Genomic DNA, 20,142 nt, shown 5'->3' on the forward strand with positions numbered 1-20,142 from the left:
CCGCTGGAAGTCTCCAGGCCTGGTCCAGCGCAGTTTCTCCGCTGATCGGCAAAGCCTTCGGCGAGGCGACGTAGATAGCACGAACAGACGCAGTCCGAGCGCAACTCCAACAACGCGTGGTACCAGAACTTCGACAATGGCAACCAGAACAACAACCACAAGAACAACGAGCTTCGCGCCCGCGCCGTCCGCAGATCGATCCGGTGCGGATCGCGCATCCTTCGAAGACCTCGTCGAGGCCTACTTCGACTGCCGGCGCCGCAAGCGCAATACGCACAGCGCGCTGGCATTCGAGCAGAACCTCGAGCGCAACCTGTGGCGCCTGCACCAGGAGCTGGTAGACGGCACCTATCGACCCGGCCGCTCCATCTGCTTCGTCGTCACCCGACCGAAGCCGCGCGAGGTGTGGGCGGCAGACTTCCGCGACCGGGTCGTGCACCACCTGCTCTACAATCAGGTCGCCGCACGCTTCTACGCATCATTCATCGCGGATAGCTGCGCCTGCATCCCGGGCCGCGGCACCCTCTACGCTGCCCAGCGGCTCGAGGCCAAGGTGCGCAGCATCACCGAGAATTGGGTACGCCCGGCTTGGTACCTGAAATGCGACCTGGCGAACTTCTTCGTCAGCATCGACAAGCAAATCCTCCGTGCACAGCTGGCCGCGCGCATCACCGAGGCTTGGTGGCTGTGGCTGACCGACCTGGTGCTGATGCATGACCCGCGGCCAGATGTCATCATGCAGGCCAGGCCTGAGCTGCTGACGCTGGTCCCGCCGCACAAGAGCCTGCTCAACCAGCCGGCGCATCGCGGCCTGCCGATCGGAAACCTGTCTTCTCAGTTCTTCGCCAACGTCTACCTGGACGTCCTGGACCAGCACGTTAAGCACCGCATCGGCGCGAAGCACTACATCCGGTATGTGGATGACTTCGTGCTACTGCACGAGTCGCCCCAGTGGCTGAATGCCGCGCATGACGACATTGCTGAATTCCTGCCGCGCCGGCTTGGCGCCCGGCTCAACCCTACCAAGACCATCCTGCAGCCGGTTGCCCGCGGCGTCGACTTCGTCGGCCAGGTCATCCGGCCGTGGGTACGCACCACGCGAGCACGGACCGTTAATGTGGGCGCGCGCCGACTTCGCGAAATGCCGGCGGCCGATGTCTATGCCGCAGCCAACAGTTACCTGGGTCTGCTGCGCCAGGCGACCGGTAGCCGTCGCCATCAAACCCAATTCGCCAACATCGCTCGTCGCCGCGGACATTGCGTCGACACCAGCCTGACCAAGATCTACCCACGCCGCGACACCGCGGCCCTGCTTGGAGGGAAAGCAGCATGACACATCAACGAGACGTGCGCGAGGGGGTGGCAACACAAGGCCATAGCGTACGCGTGACCGCACCGAAACAGATCTTTCTCGTGGTCGGCGAGGAATGCCCGACGGATGTCGATTTCAATGATCTGACTGACGTCTGCTGGTGCGCCGATCAACAGTTCGACACCGACATCGAGTATGTGCGCGCCGATGTCGCCGCGCCCGCCGCATCGCACCCTGTTGTCGCCATGCTGATCGAGGTGGCCCGCAGCGCCTATCTCGCGCTGGACGAATCTGAAGAACGCGAGGGCGAGGGTGGGCGCATTCATGTGCTGGACGCCGCAGCATTTGATGACCTGTCCAATGCGCTCGACAAGCTGGACGAGTTGCCCGACGACCAGCCCGGTTACGCCATGGGGCCGGCGCAGAAGGCGGAATGGGCGTTGCGCAATTCGGCCGCCGCATCGACGCAGCAGAGCGAGCCGCGCGAGGCGGAGAAGAAAGCGGCAGAGTGTGTGTTCCAGTCCGTGCTGCGTCGCGCCGGTGATATTGACGACTATGAGCAAGGGCTGATGCGTAATGCCTGGGATGCTGCGCTGGCATTCGCCACGCCACCCTCCACCGACTGCGCATTGGCACCAGCAGCGGATCTCATCGGCCTGCGCAAGCGCCTTCTGGCTCCGCGCGAGATCGTACGTAATGCGGACGGGTGGCTGGTGAATCCCGCTTTCCCGATCCTGGACGAAGGCGACGACGTGCGCATGTTCCTTTCTGCCTTCGGCGTCGAGTGCTGCACGGTCAGCATGGAATCAGACTGCGACGACGAAGCGCTGCGCGATGCTGTCTGGGCTGGCGAGAAGGGTTGCGGCGAATGGACGCCGACCACGCCCGCCGGAGAAGGCTGGATTCTCTCGGAGATCTATGACACCGAGGATGGGCCGGTCGCCCTCTTCATCCATCAGAAGCCGAAGGCGCCCCGTATGTCCCGCCGTGAGCGGCAAGCCGCACTCGCTGCGGCGCGTGCCACCGAAAGCGACAGCGCAGCGGCGCGCGATGTCCTGGCCGAACGCCACCGGCAGATCGATGCAGAAGGCTGGACGCCGGAGCATGACGACAAGCAGCGCGATTGTGAAATGGCAATGGCTGCCGCGTGCTACGCGCTTACGCCGGGTGCGCCATTCTCCAAGGTCGGGATGATTCCGGGATGGTGGCCGTGGGCGGAGCAATGGTGGAAGCCCAGCACGCCGCGCCGCAACCTGGTGAAGGCTGACGCTCTCATCCTAGCCGAAATCGAGCGCCTCGACCGCGCCGCTGCCCAGCTCGAGGGAGGGGCAGCATGACGACCGCCCGCCGATCCGTAGCAATAACGGTCATCGACGCCCTGCTTAATGGCCGCTCCGTCTGCGCCGAAGTGTTTGCCCGAGAAGTCAAGGCAGCGGGTGCCAACGTGAGCGCCGTGCTGCGCTACGTCAAACCGTACCTGAATGCCGAGCGACGCGGGGATGAGCCCGGCCGCAATCGAACCTATTACACGGCGGAGGACAAGGATGCCCTTAGCTTGGTGCGTGAGGATCTCGCCAAGAATGGATGGAATCCACGCACACGGCTTCCCCGCGCGTCGCGCCCGGCGTTCGGCGCCCTGCTGACCGCATGGGGCATCGCGCCGACGCGAATCGAGTTGCCGACCATCGTGCACCGCTTGGCGACGGTTGAAGACGAAATGGAGGAGGCATGACGACCATGAAGGCCTACGAGGTATACGACGGCGGCGACAACTGGGAGATCGTCTTTGCCACGAACTCTGCCACCGCGCGCCGGGAAGGCGCAAGCGACATCGGCTGTGCCTGGGAGGACATCGACCATTGCCGCCGCAAGCCGGAACTCGACCAGTACGCACCCGGCCCGGTCCCCCCGCTCGCGCTGATCGCGGCAGGCTGGCACTACGAATGCGGTCACTGCGGCCGCCGCGTCGATGAGGACATGGAAGATGCAGAGCCGGACCCGCATTTTGACGCATCGGATCTCGGCGCCGTGGCCGTTGGCCGGATGGTCTACTGCAGCCACTCATGCGCAGCAATGGAAAGAGCCGAGAGACGATCGCGCGAAGCGGCGGAGTCTGCGCTGATCGAGCTTGTGGAGACCAAGTACCCGGGCAGCAAGGTTACGCACGTCAACGTCTATGGCCACCGGCTGGAGGCCGAGGGCGGCCACTGCCTAGCCTACTTCAGCTTCCCAGGCGGGGAGCATCACGCCACCTACAAGTTTGGCGAGGGTGATGCCGCATGGGTATCCCAGTGTGATGCCGAGATCTTCCGCCGGCTCTACCGCTCGCCCCGGGACCAAAGCGCTCGCCAACTGAATGGTCTGCGCGAGGGAGGGGCATGATGGCCGAGTTCACCGTAGACCAACTGGAGCGCGAGGCCCAGATGTGCTCGCGGTTCTTCGGCAAGCGGCTCGCATGGGCTGCCGCGCGCATTCGAGAACTGGAGGGCCGAGCAGAGCCGCAAAGCACGGTGCCGCTCAATTACGACCCGAACATGGTGCTGTGTGGCCGCATGGCCGAGCAGAAGGTCCGTCTGACATTCCAGATGTGGGACTACCGCGCTTCCGTTGAGGTAGTCGTCAGCGGCAACTGCACTGGCATGGAAGTCATCGAGTGCGCGCTGGGATTTGCCTATGAGCAGCTCGATGCGAAGCCCACCTGGAATGAGCATAGCCAGGAAGTCGAGATGGCCTGCATCGAACTGCAGCGGCCCAACGGCGAGGTGCTGCTGTGCGAGGACGGCGAACTGCACGGCGAAGACTGGCTTGCCGGCATGCTGGTAGGCGCAGAAATCGCCGCCATCGCGGCCGCCGCCCCTTCTCCGGCGAAGGAGGAGTGAGATGAACTGTGGCGACGATCTCTACTACCTGCAGGACAGCCGCAGCTACGTCGGAAACGACGTGCTGTGGTGGGCAAAGGACGGCAGCGGCTACACCACGGATCTGCGCAAGGCGCATGTCTACACTCGCGGCGAGGCCATGACGCAGCATGAATCCCGCATTACAGACATCCCCTGGCCGAAGTCCTACATCGATGCCAAGACCCGGCCGGCCGTGGACATGCAGTACATCAACCGCGATGAGGCACTGATCGGCACCGGCATTGTCCTGGTCAAACCCGAGAAGCCAAAGCGCTCTCTCACCAACTGCGGCGGCTGCGGCAGGTTCATCGTCGAGCGCCAGCTCTGGGCCGGAGCGTGCCGCCATTGCGGCGCAGACAACAGGCCATGACCGAAGCAGCAGAACGAATCATCGAATTGACCCGCCGCGCTTGGCGGATTGGAGAATCAGATGGCTACCGGCATGCCTAAACTCATCTCGTTGGACGCCTGGGCGGAACGCATGTTCGGTACCGCGAAGCCGCACCGCAACACGCTTCGAAACTGGCGTAAGCTGGGCCTCATCAGCCCGCTACCCGTGAAGTGTGGGCGCATGTACTTCGTCGAGCCTGATGCGGTCTATATGGACGAGGGCGGTGAACTCGCTCGGAGGATCGGAAATGGCCGCTAGGCGCAGGGTGGCAAGTCGCAGGAACTGGCCGGCGAACCTTAACCAGAACGGCGCAGGCTACTTCTACTGGCGCGACCCGAGCACACAGAAAGACTACGGGCTCGGGCGCGACCAGGCGAAGGCGTTTCAGGAGGCCAGGGCAGCCAATGCCGAAATTGCGAGGCGCGCAGAACACACGTCGCTTGCGCAGCGCATCAGCACGCCAGAAGGTAAGACGCTGACAGAGTGGGCGCCGGAGTACCTGAAAGCGTATGAGAGCGAGAGGTCCCCCGCCGCGGCAACCATGAAGACCGTCAGGGCCGGCGTCCGGGCATGCCTAGATGCGCCGTTTGCCGGTAACGCGCTGAAGGCGATCACGACGAATGACGTTCACAAGTACATCAATGCCGCCATAGAGGACAGGGGCGCCAACATGGCGAAGCTGATCCGCAAGACTCTTAACGACATGTTCCGGGAGGCCGAGATAGCTGGCCTGATCGACGGGGGAGCGAACCCCGTCACGGTGACGCGCGCGCCGAAATTCGATGTGGAGCGCTCACGCTTGACGCTTGAGCAGTTCCGCGCCGTCTACGCGAAGGCGAAGGCGATGGATCCGTGGGTGGCGCGTAGTCTGGAGTTGGCGCTGCTGACCGGCCAGCGGCGGGAAGACATTGCGCGAATGAAGTTTGCTGACGCGAAGGATGGGTTCCTGCATGTCGTCCCCTCCAAGGGGCGCGGCGCCATCAAGCTGAGGATTCCCCTGTCGCTGCGCCTGGATGCGCTGAGTATGACGCTTGGCGACGCGATCAAGCTGGCGCGCGATAGCGTGATCTCAAAGAGCGTATTGCACCAGGTCAGAAATTCAGGGCGTCGCAAGCCTGGTGCTACTGTGACGGCAGATAACCTCACGAAGGCGTTTCAAGCACTGCGGGAGGATGCCGAACTGACGTGGGAAGAAGGGAGGGATCCAGCGACATTCCATGAGCTGCGCAGCTTGTCTGCTCGGCTCTACACCGAGCAGTACGGGCCGGAGTTCGCGCAGTCCATCCTTGGGCACAAGACGGCCAGCATGACAGCGATGTACCGCGATGTGCGTGGCGCCGAGTGGATTGAGATCAAGGTGGCCGTCTGACCGAATTCCAGACGAATTCCAGACGATTGGCAGACGGCCCGCGCCAGCTATGGCTTTCCGGCGCGCTCGATTACGCGGCGAGTAATCGTTCCGCGTCCGCCGCATCGCGGACGCGGGGAATGGTGCGATCCGGCGTCCGCGCCTTCCACTGCGGAAGACGCGGACGCCGGCGCAAGCGCGGTCAGGGCTTGAAGGTGTCGCCCAGTACCACGCCCTCGCGGCGGGGGTCGGTGCCGCCCTGCAGCACCGCCACGCCATTGCGCTGCACACGCATGATGGTGTTGACGCCGCTGGCCTGCGCCGTCGTGCCTATGGTGTGGCCGAGCGCCCGCAGCCCGGTGATCAGCGGATCATCATTGCCGCCGTTCGCGCTATTGACATAGGGATGCTCGCCGCCGAGCGTGGTGGTGGGCGAATTCGACGCGCCGAAGTCGATCAGGTTGGCCGACTGCTGCGCATCGAGCCCCCAGTCGAGCACGCCGACCAGGGTCTTCACCACGTACTGCGGAATCGTGCCGCCGCCCGGCGAGCCAGTGGCCATCACGAAGTCACCCTTCGAGCCGTCCGGCGCGACCTTGAAGACCAGCGTCGGCGCCATCGAGCTGCGCGGCCGCTTGCCCGGGGCGACGCGGTTCGCATAGGGCGTGCCGCTGCTGTCCGCCGGGTCGGCCGAGAAGTCCGTGAGCTGGTTGTTGAGCAGGAAGCCGTTGGTCATGTGGAAGGACCCCATGCTGCTCTCCACCGTGGTGGTCGCCGACAGCACGTTGCCGTCGCCGTCCACGATGGTGAAGTGGTTCGTGCCATGCTCGACCAGCAGCTTGTCCACGCCCAGCGGCACCGCGCCCAGGTTGCCCGGGTTGGCCGTCTTCATGCTCGCGCTGAAGCTGACCAGCCCCGCCCGGCCCTGCAGGTAGGCCTTGTTCAGCATCGCGTCCGGGCTGCCGCCGGGCAGCGGCACGAAGTCGGTGTCGGCCACGTACTTGTCGCGATCGGCGTAGGCCAGGCGTTCCGCTTCGGTGACCAGGTGCACGCCCAACACCGTTGGCCGCCCACCTTCGCCGTCGATGGCCGTGGGCTTGTGCAGCTTCAGGTTGAAGTTCTCGAGGATCCCCAGCGCCGAGGCGACGGCGATGCCGCCGGAGGACGGCGGCGGCATGCCGCAAACCCAATAGTCGCGATAGGTGGTGCAGATGGATTCGCGGCGCTTCGCCTCGTAGGCGGCCAGATCGGCCAGCGTGGTCTTGCCCGGGGTGATGACGCTGCCGTCGGCACCGCCGGAGGTGGCGATCTTGGCCACGATATCCTGCGCGATCTTGCCGGTGTACAGGGCATCGGCACCCTTGCTGGCCATCTCGGTCAGGGCGTTGGCGTAGGCCGGGTTGACCAGCAGCGTGCCGAGCGCCTTGGGCGAGCCGTCGGCGTTGAGGAAATAGGCCGCCGCCTCGGGATCGCGCTTCAGGCTGGCCGCGTTCATTGCGATGGCACTGGCGAGGCGGCCGCCGATGCGGAAGCCGTTGGTGGACAGCGCAACGGCGTCGCCGAACAGGTCCTTCCAGGCCAGCTTGCCATGGTCCTTCTGCACCGCCTCCAGCAGGCGCGGCACGCCGATGGTGCCGATCGAGCGGCCGCTGGCACGGGCGCTGGGCACGGGCGCGCTGCGGTCATTGACTTCGTCGACATAGCGCAGGTAATAGCCGGTGGCGGCGGCCGGCGCCGTCTCGCGCCCGTCGTATGCCTGCACGGTCTTCTTGGCCGCGTCATAGAAGAGCATCAGTCCGCCCGAGCCGAGGCCGGTGGCCTCGGGTACGGTCAGCCCCAGCACGGCCTGCACGGCCACCGCCGCGTCGGCCGCGCTGCCGCCGCGCCTGAGCACGGCACAGCCCGCTGCGCTGGCCAGCGCATTCGAGCTCGACACCATGTACTTCTGCGCGTAGACCGGCTTGAGCCCGGTACGGTAGCCCGATGCCGGTTCCGGCAGGGAAGGATCGCCGGGCTGGTTGGAGCCCACCACGACACTGCCGCCGCTGCTGTCGGTGGCCAGGCAACTGGAATCGGCCTGCAGCGGCGGCGTAGGATCGGCCGCCTGGGTCAGCGGCGGAGAATCGCCGCCCCCGCACGACACCAGCAACAGTGAGGCGGCGACGATGGGAGCGATCGCCGGCAGATAGTTTCTTGTTTTCATTCAGTCTTCCCTGCGTGTGGTTTCTTGTCGAACCGGACCCGTCCGTGCAGGACGCAGCCAGCCCCGCGAGCGTTGCGCGGGCCGGCCCGTGGCGCGAGGCGGGGCCGGAGACGGAGCAAGCCTGCGCAATGACAGGGGTGCTCCGCCAGGGAAGAGAAGAACATAGTCTCAAAGAGCAGACAATCAGAATCGATCAGGATTGCAGCACAGCGCCAGAACCACTTCCGCGCAAGCGGAGGCCCGGTCGGGCGCGCCAGCCTTCCTCACGCCAGCGCTGGTCCGGTGCCTCGATTATCATCAGCACTTTCCCGACACGCGCCTGCCGCAGGAATTCCATGCCCGACCTGTCCGCCTTCCCCATCACGACGAAATGGCCCGCCGTGCATCCCGAGCGCATCCAGCTCTATTCGCTGCCGACGCCCAATGGCGTCAAGGTATCGATCATGCTGGAGGAGACCGGCCTGCCCTATGAGGCCCACCTGGTGCGCTTCGACAGCAACGACCAGATGTCGCCCGCGTTCCTGTCGCTCAACCCGAACAACAAGATCCCGGCCATGCTCGACCCCAATGGTCCCGGCGGCAAGCCGCTGGCGCTGTTCGAGTCCGGCGCCATCCTGATCTACCTGGCGGACAAGGCCGGCCGCCTGCTGCCGCAGGACGCGGCCGCGCGCTACGAAACCATCCAGTGGCTGATGTTCCAGATGGCGGGCATCGGGCCGATGTTCGGCCAGCTCGGCTTCTTCCACAAGTTCGCGGGGCGCGACTTTGAAGACAAGCGTCCGCGCGACCGCTATGTGGCCGAGTCGCGCCGCCTGCTGGGCGTGCTGGAGGGCCACCTGTCCGGCCGCGCCTGGATCATGGGCGATGACTACACCATCGCCGACATCGCGACCTTCCCCTGGGTGCGCAACCTGATCGGCTTCTACGAGGCGGGCGATCTGGTGGGCTTTGCCGACTTCCCGAACGTCGCGCGCGTGCTGGAGGCATTCCTGGCGCGGCCGGCGGTGGTGCGCGGACTGGAGATTCCGAAGCGGACCTGATCCTGCCGCCTGCCTGGTGCGGGCGCAGACCCTGGCGCGCCAGCGTGCCCGCGCCGCGCTGGCGCCGGCGGGACGGCACAGATGGCCGGCCGCTCTGCTAAGGTTGACAGGGCGGATAGCACTGAAAGGGCTGACATGGCTGATATGGAAATCCCCGAACCCTCCGGCATCTCCGACTGGCACGCACACGTCTATTTCGACGCCGCGAGCCGCGACGCTGCGCTGGCGCTGCGCGCGCGGCTGGACGCGGCCTTCGGCGCGCGCATCGCGCTGGGGCGGGTGCACGACCGCCCGGTGGGGCCGCACCCCTGCGCGAGCTACCAGGTCGCCTTCGCGCCGGCGCAGCTCGCCGAGCTCGTCTCATGGCTGGCGCTGCACCATGGCGCGCTCGACGTGCTGATGCACCCCAACACCGGCCATGCCCTGCGCGACCACCGCGACTGCGCGCTGTGGTTCGGCCACAGCCACGCCTTGAACCTGCAGGCGCTGGGCGGCGGCTGAAGATTCCGGCCGCCATCGCCTCAAGACAACGCGCCCCCAGACAACACCGCCGGGGACAACGGCGGCGAAGGCCGGGGGACAGCCCGGCCTGACTTCAGTCGCCTCGCGCTACACCTTCACGGCGCGGATCCGCACCGCCGGCCCAGATCCAGGTTCCGTCCGGACGCCGCACGCGCACGATGGCCTGGGTGCCGCTGGTCATGTCGATCTCGGCAACCTGGTGTCCGCGCTCGCGCAGCGCCTGCACCAGGCCAGGCGTGACCAGCCCTTTCTCCACCTCGGTCGGGCCGTTGCGGCTGCCGAAGTTGGCCATGCCGATCGCCTGCTGCGGCTCGAGCTTCCAGTCGAGCAGCCCGATCGCGGTCTTCGCCACGTACTCGATGATCTGCGAGCCGCCGGGGGAGCCGAGCGCCGCCACCAGCTTGCCCGACTCACGGTCGAACACCAGCGTGGGCGCCATCGACGAGCGCGGCCGCTTGCCCGGCTCGACGCGGTTGGCCACCGGCTTGCCGTTCTCGCTGGGGACGAAGGAGAAGTCGGTCAACTGGTTGTTCAGCATGAAGCCGTGCACCATCAAGTGCGAGCCGAAGTAGGACTCGATGGTGGTGGTCATCGACAAGGCCCCGCCGCGATTGTCCACGGCGACGATCTGCGAGGTCGAGACGCGCGGCGGCGAGCGGTCCGGCGCGAAGGCCACCTTGGCGCCGGGCGGCACGCCGGGCTCGGCCTTGCCCATGCTCTTGTCACCGATCAGCGCAGCGCGCGTGGCGAGGTAGCCCGGATCGACCAGGCCGGCCACATTGACCGGCACGAAGTCGCTGTCGGCCACGTACAGGCCGCGGTCGGCATAGGCCAGGCGCTGGGCCTCGGCCACCGCGTGCACCGCCTCTACGGGCGGCTCCAGGCCGGCCGGCGTGGCCACGGCCTTCGGTTGCAGCGCAGCCAACGCGTACTTCGGGTCGCGCTTTTCCAACGCCTCGAGCGTGCCCAGGATCTGCGCGATGGCGATGCCGCCGGACGACGGCGGCGGCATGCCGCAGATCTTCCAACGACGGTAGTCGGTGCAGACCGGCTCGCGTTCCTTGGCCCGGTAGTCACGCAGGTCTGCCAGGGACAACGAGCCGGCATTGGCACTGCCATTGACCTTGGCGACGATGTCGCGCGCGATGGCGCCGGAGTAGAAGGCGGCAGTGCCCTGGCGCGCGATCAGGCGCAGCGTGCGTGCCAGCTCCGGGTTCTTGATCAGGGTGCCGACCGCCTTGGGCTTGCCTTGCGCATCGAGGAAATAGGCCGCCATCTCCGGCGAATCGGGCAGGAACTTGTCGGCCGCCACCTGCGTGTAGAGCCGCTCGGACATCGGGAAGCCCTTCTCGGCAAGCCGGATCGCAGGCTCGAACAAGCGGGCCCACGGCAGGCGGCCGTGCTGCCGGTGCGCCAGCTCAAGCGCGCGCAGCACGCCCGGCGTGCCCACCGAGCGCCCGCCGATCTGCGCCTCGGAGAACTCCATCGGCTTGCCATCCGGCCGCAGGAAAAGGCGCTCCGTGGCCCCCACCGGCGCCGTCTCGCGCCCATCGTAGGCCTGCACGCGCTTGCCATCCCAGTACATGATGAAGGCACCGCCGCCGATGCCGGTGGCCTGGGGCTCCACCAGGTTGAGCACGGCCTGCATGGCGACGGCGGCGTCGATGGCAGAACCACCCAGGCGCAGGATCTCGCGTCCTGCCTCCGTCGCCAGCGGGTTGGCCGCCGCCGCCATATGGCGCTGCGCAAAGGTGGTGGTCATGCCGGTGCGGTAGCCGGAAGCGACTTCCGGCGCGGCCGGCAATGCCGCGGCGGGCTGTGCGGGCTGTGCCGGGGCCGCCGGGGCCGCTGCCGCGCCCTGGCTCGGCGCCTGCTGCGTACTGCAGGCGCCAAGGAGCGCAAGCATTGCGGCGGCGAGCGCGCCGCGCGCAATCATCGGAGGGGTTGCGGGATGAGCCATGCGTCGTCTCCTTGGGTGTAGAAGCGAGGATTGTAGCGGCGCCCCCGCCGGCAATCACCCCCCGCGCTGCGCGACCGGCAGCCGCGCCAGCCCGGAGGCGTAGGCGCGCCCCTCCTCCAGCCATTGACAGGACAACTTCTTGATATTCCTGAGCGGCCATCCGCGCTAGAGTAACAGGGCGTGGCAGCCGGCCGGCAACACCGTACGCCGGCATGTGCCAGCATCGGCATGCGCCCCCGGCGCACCATCATTGACCTGGCCTTACGAACGATTACGAACGAGAACGGATATGCAACTCATCGGCATGCTGGATTCCCCCTATGTGCGCCGCGCGGCCATCTCGCTGCGCCTGCTCGGGCTGCCCTATGAACACAAGCCGCTGTCGGTGTTCCGCACCTATGAGGATTTCCGCGGCATCAATCCCGTGGTCAAGGCGCCGACGCTGGTCTGCGACGACGGCCAGGTGCTGATGGACTCGACGCTGATCATCGACTACGCGGAAACCGTCCTGGCGCCCGGCCGCAGCCTGATGCCAGCCGAGCCACGCGCACGCACTCTCGCCCTGCGCCGCATCGGGCTGGCGCTGGCCGCCTGCGAGAAGGCGGTGCAGATCGTCTATGAGCAGAACCTGCGGCCTGAGGAAAAGCGCCACGCGCCTTGGCTGGAGCGGGTCACGCTGCAGTTGCATGCTGCCTGTGCGGAACTGGAAGGTGAGTTGCTGACGGATGCTGGGCCGCTGCCGACACCGGAGGACCAGGCTGGCATCAGCATTGCTGTGGCTTGGCGGTTTATTCAGTTGATGGTGCCGGGGGTGGTGCCGGCGGTTGACTATCCGCGGTTGAATGCGTTTTCGTTGCAGGCGGAGGAGACGCAGGCGTTTTTGGAGACGCCGGTGGTTTGAGGCCGCTTTGGTCTGCTTTTAGTCTGCTTTGGTCTGCTTTGGTCCGCGGGTCCAATCCGGCGGTGCTGGTTGTTTCGGACAACGGCCTGTTTCGACTCCCCCTGCGGGGGAGCCGACCTACTTTCTTGTCTCGTCAAGAAAGTAGGCAAAGAAGGCGACCCGGGCGCGGCGAAAGACTCCTCGCGATTTGCCGCGGCCGCCGCGCCCGTCCGAACTCGCGTCCTGCGGCCGCTCAGACAGCGGACGGGCTTCATCGGCGGCCACGGCAAATCGCGAGGCGCCGCACAACGGGAGGGAACGGCCAAACCGTCGGGGCGCGGGTGCCACCGACACTGCCAATTCCGTGGGAATGGCGAAGTCTTCCGTGAACCGGCAGCTCCCGCTGCCGGTTCACCCGCCACCCGAAGCGAAGCGAGGCGTGGCGTCTTTACCCTGCCGTATGCGGCGCCTCGCGGGCTGGCTGAAAGAGCGGAAAAGAGGGCCCCCTGTCTGAGCATCGCCGTAAGGCGATGTGAGTTGGGGCCCGGCCGCTCTTTCAGCCAGCCCGCGAGGGGGGGTAAGCCGCATCCGGCGCGCCTTCTTTGCCTACTTTCTTGGCAAGACAAGAAAGTAGGTCGGCTCCCCGCAGGGGAGTCGAAACAGGCCTTTGCGCCCAAACAACCAACACCGCCAGACCGAACCCGCAAGCCTGGCACCGGCCATCAGCCAAAACGGCCCAAGCCATTCAAACAAGCCCCAAGAAAACTAAGCCCCTCCCTCCTGCCCCCCTCCCCCCAACGCATCCATCACCGCCATCAACTGCTCCCGCAGCCAGCGGTTGGCCCCGTCGTTCTCGCCGCCCGCATGCCAATAGAGATGCAATTCCAGCGAAGGCACCTTGAACGGCAGCGTCAGCAACCGATTGGCATAGGGCTCGTTAGCAATGCGCGCATAGCGCAGAGGCAGCGTAGCCAGCAGGTCGGTGCAACTCACCACGCGGCAGGCCGCCGCATAGTGCTGACAGCGCAGCCGCACGCGCCGCGTCAGGCCCATGCGATGCAGAGCCTGGTCCTCCAGCCCGGCGCCGCGCCGGCGCGAAGACACATGGACGTGCTCGGCCGCGAGGTAGCGCTCCAGCGTCAGTTCCTTCTTGACCAGCGGATGGTCGCGCCGCGCCAGCACCACCATCGGGTCCGCCATGAAGGGCGCGTGGTGGATGGCCGGTGACACCGGCAGCAGGATATCGATGGCGGCATCGAGCGTGCCCGCCAGCAGCTCGGATTCCATCTCGCGGCGGTCGAAGCGGATCGCCGCGATCTCCACCTGCGGTGCTGCGGCGGTCACGCGCGCCATCAGCGGCGGCAGCAGCGTGGATTCCAGCGCGTCGCGCATGCCGATGGTGAAGCGGCGCACGGTGGCGGTCGGGTCGAAATGCGGGGTGTCCTGCAGCGTGCGGGCGAAGGACTGCAGCGCGCCGCGCACCTCGGATGCCAGAGAGCGCGCCAGTGGCGTAGGCGCCATGCCCTGCCCGCGCCGCTCGAACAGCGGGTCGTCGAACAGCGCACGCAGGCGCCCCAGCGCGTGGCTCACCGCGGGCTGCGTCAGGTTGAGCTGGCGCGCGGCCGCGGTGATGCTGCCTTCGCTGTAGATGGCGTCGAACACCACGAAGAGATTCAGGTCGATGCGGGAGAGCTGCATGGCAAGGATTCTGTCATGGAATGCAGGATATTGATACTAGCAAATCGAGAAAATTCATTTCCCTAATTACCATGATTCCGATAGAGTGTCTCCAGCCGGCACGGACCGTGCCCTCCGGCGCCCCGCCAACGCCCGTGGCGCCGGCTTATTTCTGTGGTTGTGAGGAGACCCCCATGGAGTTCGAATACTCGCCGAAGGTCAAGGAACTGCAAGCCAAGCTGCTGGCATTCTTCGACAAGCACATCTACCCGAACGAGAAGCGCTTCTACGCCGAGATCCAGGCCAACCGCGAAGCGGGCAACGCCTGGGTACCGACCAAGGTGATCGAGGAACTGAAGCCGCTGGCGCGCGAGCAAGGCCTGTGGAACCTCTTCCTGCCGCGCTCGCCGCGCGCCCCGCAGGGCCTGTCCAACCTCGAATATGCGCCGCTGTGCGAGATCATGGGCCGTGTGCCCTGGTCGGCCGAGGTGTTCAACTGCGCCGCGCCCGACACCGGCAACATGGAAACCCTGGAGCGCTACGCCTCCGAGGAACTGAAGGACAAGTGGCTGGAGCCGCTGCTGGCCGGCGAGATCCGCTCGGCCTTCCTGATGACCGAGCCGGCCGTGGCCTCGTCGGACGCCACCAATATCGAATGCCGCATCGAGCGTGACGGCAACGACTACGTGATCAACGGCACCAAGTGGTGGTCGTCGGGCGCCGGCGATCCGCGCTGCCACGTCTACATCGTGATGGGCAAGACCAATCCCGATGCCGCCCGCCATGCGCAGCAGTCGATGATCGTCGTGCCCGCCAACACCCCGGGCATCACCATCAAGCGCTTCCTGCCGGTGTTCGGCTATGACGACGCGCCGCACGGTCACATGGAGATCGAGCTGAAGAACGTGCGCGTGCCGGCCAGCAACATCCTGCTGGGCGAAGGCCGCGGCTTCGAGATCGCCCAGGGCCGCCTCGGCCCGGGCCGCATCCACCACTGCATGCGCAGCATCGGCGTGGCCGAGCGCGCACTCGAGCTGCTGTGCCAGCGCGCCCTCAAGCGCGTGGCCTTCGGCAAGCCGGTGGCGGCCCAGGGCGTGACGCGCGAGCGCATCGCCGAGGCCCGCTGCGAGATTGAGATGGCCCGCCTGCTGACGCTCAAGGCCGCCTACATGATGGACACGGCGGGCAACAAGGTCGCCAAGGCCGAGATCGCGATGATCAAGGTGGTGGCACCGAACATGGCGCTCAAGGTCATCGACTGGGCCATCCAGGTGCATGGCGCGGCCGGCGTCTCGAGCGATACCCCGCTGGCCAACTGGTGGGCGCACCAGCGCACGCTGCGCCTGGCCGACGGTCCGGACGAGGTGCACCGCAACGCCGTCGCCAAGCTGGAGCTGGCCAAGCACATGAATGTGAACCCGAACGAGATCGACATGCCGGTGACGCGCGGCTTCTGAGCCCCGTCCGCCGTTCCGGCGGCGGCCGCCCCCGTCCTCATTGCAGGCGGCCCTGCCGGCTACATGGAAAACGCGCAGCCTGTCTGCGCGTTTTTTTCTTCTGTGCTTAAATCGCCCGATTCGCCATATCGGCGGTCGATGTGGCATGCGCAACGATCACAGCCAGGAGCCCTTCCCGATGATCGACGTCTATACCTGGGCCACGCCCAACGGTCACAAGGTTCACATCATGCTGGAGGAATGCGGCCTGCCCTACCGCGTCCACCCGATCAACATCGGCGCCGGCGACCAGTTCGGCAAGGACTTCCTCGCCATCAGCCCGAACAACAAGATCCCGGCCATCGTCGACCCGGACGGCCCGGACGGCAAGCCGATCTCGCTGTTCGAGTCGGGCGCCATCCTGGTCTACCTGGCCGGCAAGACCGGCAATTTCCTGCCCGAGGACGTGCGCGGCAAGTACGAGGCTCTGCAGTGGCTGATGTTCCAGATGGGCGGCGTCGGCCCGATGCTGGGCCAGGCCCACCACTTCCGCCTCTACGCGCCCGAGCAGATCGAGTATGCGGTCAACCGCTACACCAACGAGGCCAAGCGCCTGTACGGCGTGATCGACACGCAGCTGTCCAGGCACGAATGGCTGGCCGGCGACGAGTACACCATCGCCGACATCGCCACCTTCCCGTGGCTGCGCAACTGGCAGAACCAGGGGGTGGAACTGGACGACTACCCCAACCTGAAGCGTTGGTTCAACACCATTGCCGAGCGCCCCGCGGTCAAGCGCGGCGTGGAGGTGCTGTCCAAGGAGCGGCGCGCGCTGCAGGACGATCCCCGCGCGCGCGAGATGCTGTTCGGCGTCACGCAGTACCAGCGCCACGGCTGAAGGCCGGGGCGCCTGAGCGTGCAGGCCCTGGTGCGGGCCACGCTGCGGGCCCCATTCAGTCCGCGGCCCGCAGCGCCGGGTGCAGGCCGCACAGAAGGCCCGCGGGCTCCGACAAGGCTTCGATGCGATACGCCTCGCCGGCCTCGGGCACATAGACCATGCCGGGCTGCAGGTAGGCCTCCCGCGCCTGCCCCGCTTCCGCATCATTCCCTGCCGCGTCCGCCATCCGATCGGCGCAATCGGCGCAATCGTCGAGACCGGCCGCCGTCGCCTCCGGCCACCACTGCAGGCGCAGCGTCCCCCGATAGCACGCCGCCCAGCACAGCCCGCGCCGTGCCAGCGCATCGGCCCAGCCGGTGTCGCCGCGCCGCAGGGTAGCCAGGGCCGCATGGTCGCGCAGCGCGGTGCCGCCTGTGGTGCTGCCTGTCTCGCCCGGGCCGCGGGCGTGCTCGCCATCCAGCGCCAGGAAGGCCTGGTCCGCGCGCAGCAGCGTGCCACCGTCCCAGCTCGCATCGCCATGGCTCTTGCCCATGGGCGCGGCGTGCACCGGCGCGGCACACACCAGCACGCTGTCGAGCAGCGCGCGCACCCGCAGCACGCCGCCGCTGGGCGGCGCCAGCAGGTCGCCCGCGCCCATCAGCACGATCCCACCGTCGCCATCGAGCGCCAGCGCCAGCGCGCCGCGCAGGCAGGCCCACCATTGCTGCCCGGCCGCCACCACGCCCTCCTGCGACTCGCCCTCGCGCAACAGCAGGTAGTCGGTTGCGCTGTACTGCGCATCGCCCGGCAACATACGGGCACGCAAGCCAACACGCGGACCGACGGCGCCCGGCGCCTCGCCGAACGGTGCATCGAAGAGAGACAGGATCTGCATGGCACGCTCCTCGCGCGGCCAGCCCCTAAAGAATGTAGCGGCTGTAACCGATAGTGCGTGCCACTATAAGTTGTCGCTCAGGCAAGGTCAAACCCTTAGCCTCTGACCGACTCTATTACTGCCAGGATCATGGTCGGTGCGCCTTTGAAGCTGTTCGGACAACAACTAGCCATGCTGCGAAAGCAGCGAGGTTGGTCTCAGGAAAAGCTGGCGCTTGAGAGCGGATTGGCGCGCTCCTACGTCAGTGGCATCGAACGCGGCGTGCGCAACGTGGCCCTGATCAATATCTGCGCGCTGGCAGACACGCTGGGCGTGCCGCCCAGCGACCTGATGCGCTTCGGCGAATCCCCCGCCACTCAGCTGCTGCTGGAGCAGAAGCGCGCGCCCTTCCGTGCCGGCAAGAACCCCGCCCAGCAGGCCACGCTGCGCTATATGTCGGCGCTGTCCGACAGCGAGCAGGATGTGGTGGCCGCCGTCGCGCGCGCCCTCGCCAATAAAGGCAGCGCGCGCTGAGCGTCGACGCACTCACCCTTTCGCTGCTTTCATCGCTCCCCTCGCATACATCGCTCTGCTTGCAGCCTAGGCGGCCGCCGCGGCCTGGGTTTCGGCGTCGGCGAGGTGACGCGAGAACGTGGCCGCATCCAGGTTGGCCCCGCACAGGATCAGCGCCACGCGCTTGCCGTCCAGCGCTGCGCGCAGCGGCCCCATCAGCGCCGCGGTCGAAGCCGCGGTGGCAGGCTCGACAGCCAGCTTCATGTCGCGGTACAGCCAGCGCATGGCCGCGCGCAGCTGGTCGTCGCTGACGCGCACCATGGCATCGGCAAAGCGGCGGCATACGCCATAGCTGTAGGGCAGCGCGTAGGGCGCGCCCAGGCTGTCGGCAATGGTCTGCACGCGCGCGAGCCGCTGCGGCGCGCCGGCCTCGAAGCTGCGCGACATCGCATCGGCGCCCTCCGGCTCGACGCCATAGACGCGGCAGGCCGGATTGATCTGCTTGACGGCCGCGGCGATGCCCGCGCACAGGCCGCCGCCGCCCACCGGCACCACCACCGCATCCAGCGCAGGCACCTGCCGCATCAATTCCAGCCCGACCGTGCCGGTACCCTGCGCGATCAGCGGGCCGTCATAGGGATGGACCATGGTGCGCCCCTCCTGCACCACCAGTTCGTCCGCGCGCGCGAAGGCCGCGTGCACGTCGGGCAGCAGCTCCACCTCGGCGCCCCAGGCGCGGCACGCATCGACCCGGGCCGGGCTGGCGCTGGCCGGCATCGCCAGCCTCGCGCCGACGCCGGCCACGCGGGCCGCGTAGGCCACCGCCATGGCGTGGTTGCCCGCGCTGGCGGCGACCACGCCGCGCTCGCGCGCCGGGCCGTCGAGCTGCAGGATGCTGTTGAGCGCGCCGCGCAGCTTGAAAGTGCCGGTGAGCTGGAACAGCTCCAGCTTGAGCCAGACCTCGGTGGCTGGGTGCAGTCGCGCGGGAAGCTCGCCGGCCTGCCATTGCCAGACCGGGGTGGGCAGGACCTTGCCACGCAGGCGCGCCGCGGTGGCCTCGATCTCCGCCAGCGTGGGATACGGGGCATACAGGTGGGCGAGTTGCTGCGGCAGGTCGAGCAGATTGGACATGGGATTCTCCATCGATGCATTCGGTTCGTTCGGATTCGGGACGCGGACGGCGACGGCGCGCGGAAAAACCGCGCGCGCGCCCGGACTGGGGCCACCAAGCACCGGCCGAAGCCGCAGCTCAGCGACCCGAAATAATTCGAATGATCGAAGCGATGGAGAGGGAGACGCCGGCCTCGGACGAGGCGGCGATGCCCGACGCCGCATGGCGTGCGGCAGCGGCGACCGCGCAGCAAGCGCCGCCGCCACCGTGGACGGTGTCGGCGCGACGTGCGAAGGAGGCGGTCGGCGTGGAAGGCATAGAGCTGCAGTATGCCAAAGCGCCCGCCGCGCTGGCAAGTGGTGCGGCTGGCTTGGCGGCCCGGCAGCCGCAGGATTGCCCGATGACTCCGTCCGCCGCCAAGCCGCGCGGCCAGCGCAATGGCGAGCAGTTCGCTAGACGCCGAGCATCCCCGCGCGCTCGATGAAGCGGATCACCTCGTCCAGCCCCTGGCCCGACTTGATGCTGCCCATCACGAAGGGCCGCTCGCCGCGCATCTTGCGAGAGTCGCTCTCCATGACTTCCAGCGAGGCGCCCACATAAGGCGCGAGGTCGGTCTTGTTGATCACCAGCAGATCGGACTTGGTGATGCCGGGCCCGCCCTTGCGCGGGATCTTCTCGCCACCGGCCACGTCGATCACGTAGATGGTCAGGTCCGACAGCTCGGGGCTGAAGGTGGCCGCCAGGTTGTCGCCGCCCGACTCGATGAAGACCACGTCAGCATCGGGAAACCTCGCCAGCATGCGGTCCACGGCTTCGAGATTGATCGAGGCGTCCTCGCGGATGGCGGTGTGCGGACAGCCGCCCGTCTCCACCCCCATGATGCGCTCGGCCGGCAGCGCGCCGGAGAGGGTCAGCAGGCGCTGGTCTTCCTTGGTGTAGATGTCGTTGGTGATGGCGACCAGGTCGTAGCGGTCACGCATGGCCTTGCACAGCATTTCCAGCAAGGTGGTCTTGCCGGAGCCGACCGGGCCGCCCACGCCGACACGCAGCGGAGGATTTTTCTTGGTGCGGGTGCTCATGATGGATCTGCCTCTGGAA

The 20,142-nt window shown here is 67.0% G+C and carries 21 protein-coding genes; 15 read left to right on the plus strand and 6 right to left on the minus strand.

The genetic code is table 11. The features are described from left to right. The first annotated feature begins 136 nt into the window (after positions 1–136). From AC1Z3O_RS12470 to AC1Z3O_RS12505, 8 genes are read left to right on the plus strand one after another with little or no spacing between them, the layout of a single operon-like run. A complete protein-coding gene (locus AC1Z3O_RS12470; RefSeq protein WP_483516033.1) occupies positions 137–1,333 on the plus strand; it encodes a reverse transcriptase domain-containing protein in 1,197 nt (398 codons plus the stop codon). Further along, on the plus strand, positions 1,330–2,649 hold the full coding sequence (locus AC1Z3O_RS12475) for a hypothetical protein (protein ID WP_483516034.1): 1,320 nt from the start codon (positions 1,330–1,332) through the stop codon (positions 2,647–2,649). Before AC1Z3O_RS12470 ends, AC1Z3O_RS12475 begins: the two co-directional genes overlap by 4 nt. Then, complete coding sequence (locus tag AC1Z3O_RS12480) at positions 2,646–3,044, plus strand: hypothetical protein (protein WP_483516035.1); 399 nt, start codon at positions 2,646–2,648, stop codon at positions 3,042–3,044. Before AC1Z3O_RS12475 ends, AC1Z3O_RS12480 begins: the two co-directional genes overlap by 4 nt. Further along, positions 3,041–3,694, plus strand: a complete 654-nt coding sequence (locus tag AC1Z3O_RS12485; protein ID WP_483516036.1) for a hypothetical protein — start codon at positions 3,041–3,043, stop codon at positions 3,692–3,694. Before AC1Z3O_RS12480 ends, AC1Z3O_RS12485 begins: the two co-directional genes overlap by 4 nt. Then, a complete protein-coding gene (locus tag AC1Z3O_RS12490; RefSeq protein ID WP_483516037.1) occupies positions 3,691–4,191 on the plus strand; it encodes a DUF5406 family protein in 501 nt (166 codons plus the stop codon). Before AC1Z3O_RS12485 ends, AC1Z3O_RS12490 begins: the two co-directional genes overlap by 4 nt. A 1-nt stretch (position 4,192) precedes the next feature. Beyond that, complete coding sequence (locus AC1Z3O_RS12495; protein ID WP_483516038.1) at positions 4,193–4,582, plus strand: hypothetical protein; 390 nt, start codon at positions 4,193–4,195, stop codon at positions 4,580–4,582. 60 nt (positions 4,583–4,642) lie between these two features. After that, the gene (locus tag AC1Z3O_RS12500; RefSeq protein ID WP_483516039.1) at positions 4,643–4,861 is read left to right on the plus strand and encodes an excisionase; all 219 of its coding nucleotides are present in this window, start codon (positions 4,643–4,645) and stop codon (positions 4,859–4,861) included. Beyond that, positions 4,851–5,972, plus strand: coding sequence for a tyrosine-type recombinase/integrase (locus AC1Z3O_RS12505; RefSeq protein ID WP_483516040.1), 1,122 nt, complete (start codon positions 4,851–4,853; stop codon positions 5,970–5,972). The genes AC1Z3O_RS12500 and AC1Z3O_RS12505 overlap by 11 nt, the downstream gene beginning before the upstream one ends. A gap of 181 nt (positions 5,973–6,153) precedes the next feature. Here the strand turns inward: AC1Z3O_RS12505 and AC1Z3O_RS12510 are convergent, their stop codons facing one another. Continuing rightward, positions 6,154–8,154, minus strand: coding sequence for a gamma-glutamyltransferase family protein (locus AC1Z3O_RS12510; RefSeq protein ID WP_483516041.1), 2,001 nt, complete (start codon positions 8,152–8,154; stop codon positions 6,154–6,156). A gap of 335 nt (positions 8,155–8,489) precedes the next feature. On the opposite strand from AC1Z3O_RS12510, the gene AC1Z3O_RS12515 reads away from it, so the two are divergent. Together AC1Z3O_RS12515 and AC1Z3O_RS12520 are read left to right on the plus strand one after the other, a co-directional pair. Then, a complete protein-coding gene (locus tag AC1Z3O_RS12515; protein WP_483516042.1) occupies positions 8,490–9,194 on the plus strand; it encodes a glutathione S-transferase N-terminal domain-containing protein in 705 nt (234 codons plus the stop codon). 144 nt (positions 9,195–9,338) lie between these two features. Then, positions 9,339–9,695: a DOPA 4,5-dioxygenase family protein gene (locus AC1Z3O_RS12520; protein WP_483517588.1), complete on the plus strand. Its 357-nt coding sequence runs from the start codon at positions 9,339–9,341 to the stop codon at positions 9,693–9,695. Positions 9,696–9,789: 94 nt separating this feature from the next. Here AC1Z3O_RS12520 and ggt read toward each other — a convergent pair whose 3' ends face one another. Beyond that, entirely contained in the window at positions 9,790–11,676 is a 1,887-nt protein-coding gene (gene ggt, locus AC1Z3O_RS12525; RefSeq protein WP_483516043.1) for a gamma-glutamyltransferase, read from the minus strand. A 289-nt stretch (positions 11,677–11,965) separates the two neighbouring features. Between ggt and AC1Z3O_RS12530 the strand changes: the two genes are divergently transcribed. Continuing rightward, positions 11,966–12,577 (plus strand): glutathione S-transferase, encoded by a 612-nt coding sequence (locus AC1Z3O_RS12530; protein WP_483516044.1) that lies wholly within the window; start codon positions 11,966–11,968, stop codon positions 12,575–12,577. Positions 12,578–13,321: 744 nt separating this feature from the next. Here AC1Z3O_RS12530 and AC1Z3O_RS12535 read toward each other — a convergent pair. Then, positions 13,322–14,254, minus strand: a complete 933-nt coding sequence (locus AC1Z3O_RS12535; RefSeq protein ID WP_483516045.1) for a LysR family transcriptional regulator — start codon at positions 14,252–14,254, stop codon at positions 13,322–13,324. Positions 14,255–14,427: 173 nt separating this feature from the next. On the opposite strand from AC1Z3O_RS12535, the gene AC1Z3O_RS12540 reads away from it, so the two are divergent. Beyond that, on the plus strand, positions 14,428–15,690 hold the full coding sequence (locus AC1Z3O_RS12540; protein ID WP_483516046.1) for an acyl-CoA dehydrogenase family protein: 1,263 nt from the start codon (positions 14,428–14,430) through the stop codon (positions 15,688–15,690). A gap of 178 nt (positions 15,691–15,868) precedes the next feature. Then, positions 15,869–16,567, plus strand: a complete 699-nt coding sequence (locus AC1Z3O_RS12545; protein ID WP_483517589.1) for a glutathione binding-like protein — start codon at positions 15,869–15,871, stop codon at positions 16,565–16,567. Positions 16,568–16,622: 55 nt separating this feature from the next. Here the strand turns inward: AC1Z3O_RS12545 and AC1Z3O_RS12550 are convergent, their stop codons facing one another. After that, on the minus strand, positions 16,623–17,441 hold the full coding sequence (locus tag AC1Z3O_RS12550) for a hypothetical protein (protein ID WP_483516047.1): 819 nt from the start codon (positions 17,439–17,441) through the stop codon (positions 16,623–16,625). Between the two features lie 171 nt (positions 17,442–17,612). Here AC1Z3O_RS12550 and AC1Z3O_RS12555 point away from each other — a divergent pair, with 171 nt between their 5' ends. Next, positions 17,613–17,954, plus strand: a complete 342-nt coding sequence (locus tag AC1Z3O_RS12555; protein WP_483516048.1) for a helix-turn-helix domain-containing protein — start codon at positions 17,613–17,615, stop codon at positions 17,952–17,954. A 66-nt stretch (positions 17,955–18,020) separates the two neighbouring features. Here the strand turns inward: AC1Z3O_RS12555 and AC1Z3O_RS12560 are convergent, their stop codons facing one another. Further along, the gene (locus tag AC1Z3O_RS12560) at positions 18,021–19,064 is read right to left on the minus strand and encodes a threonine ammonia-lyase (RefSeq protein ID WP_483516049.1); all 1,044 of its coding nucleotides are present in this window, start codon (positions 19,062–19,064) and stop codon (positions 18,021–18,023) included. A gap of 140 nt (positions 19,065–19,204) precedes the next feature. Between AC1Z3O_RS12560 and AC1Z3O_RS12565 the strand changes: the two genes are divergently transcribed. Further along, positions 19,205–19,528 carry a hypothetical protein gene (locus tag AC1Z3O_RS12565; protein ID WP_483516050.1) on the plus strand — a complete coding sequence of 108 codons (324 nt, stop codon included), beginning with the start codon at positions 19,205–19,207 and terminating at the stop codon, positions 19,526–19,528. Here the strand turns inward: AC1Z3O_RS12565 and ureG are convergent. Continuing rightward, entirely contained in the window at positions 19,497–20,126 is a 630-nt protein-coding gene (gene ureG, locus AC1Z3O_RS12570; RefSeq protein WP_483517590.1) for an urease accessory protein UreG, read from the minus strand. The genes AC1Z3O_RS12565 and ureG overlap by 32 nt on opposite strands. Positions 20,127–20,142 lie beyond the last annotated feature (16 nt).

The organism is Cupriavidus sp. 09_S30 (assembly GCF_056930435.1).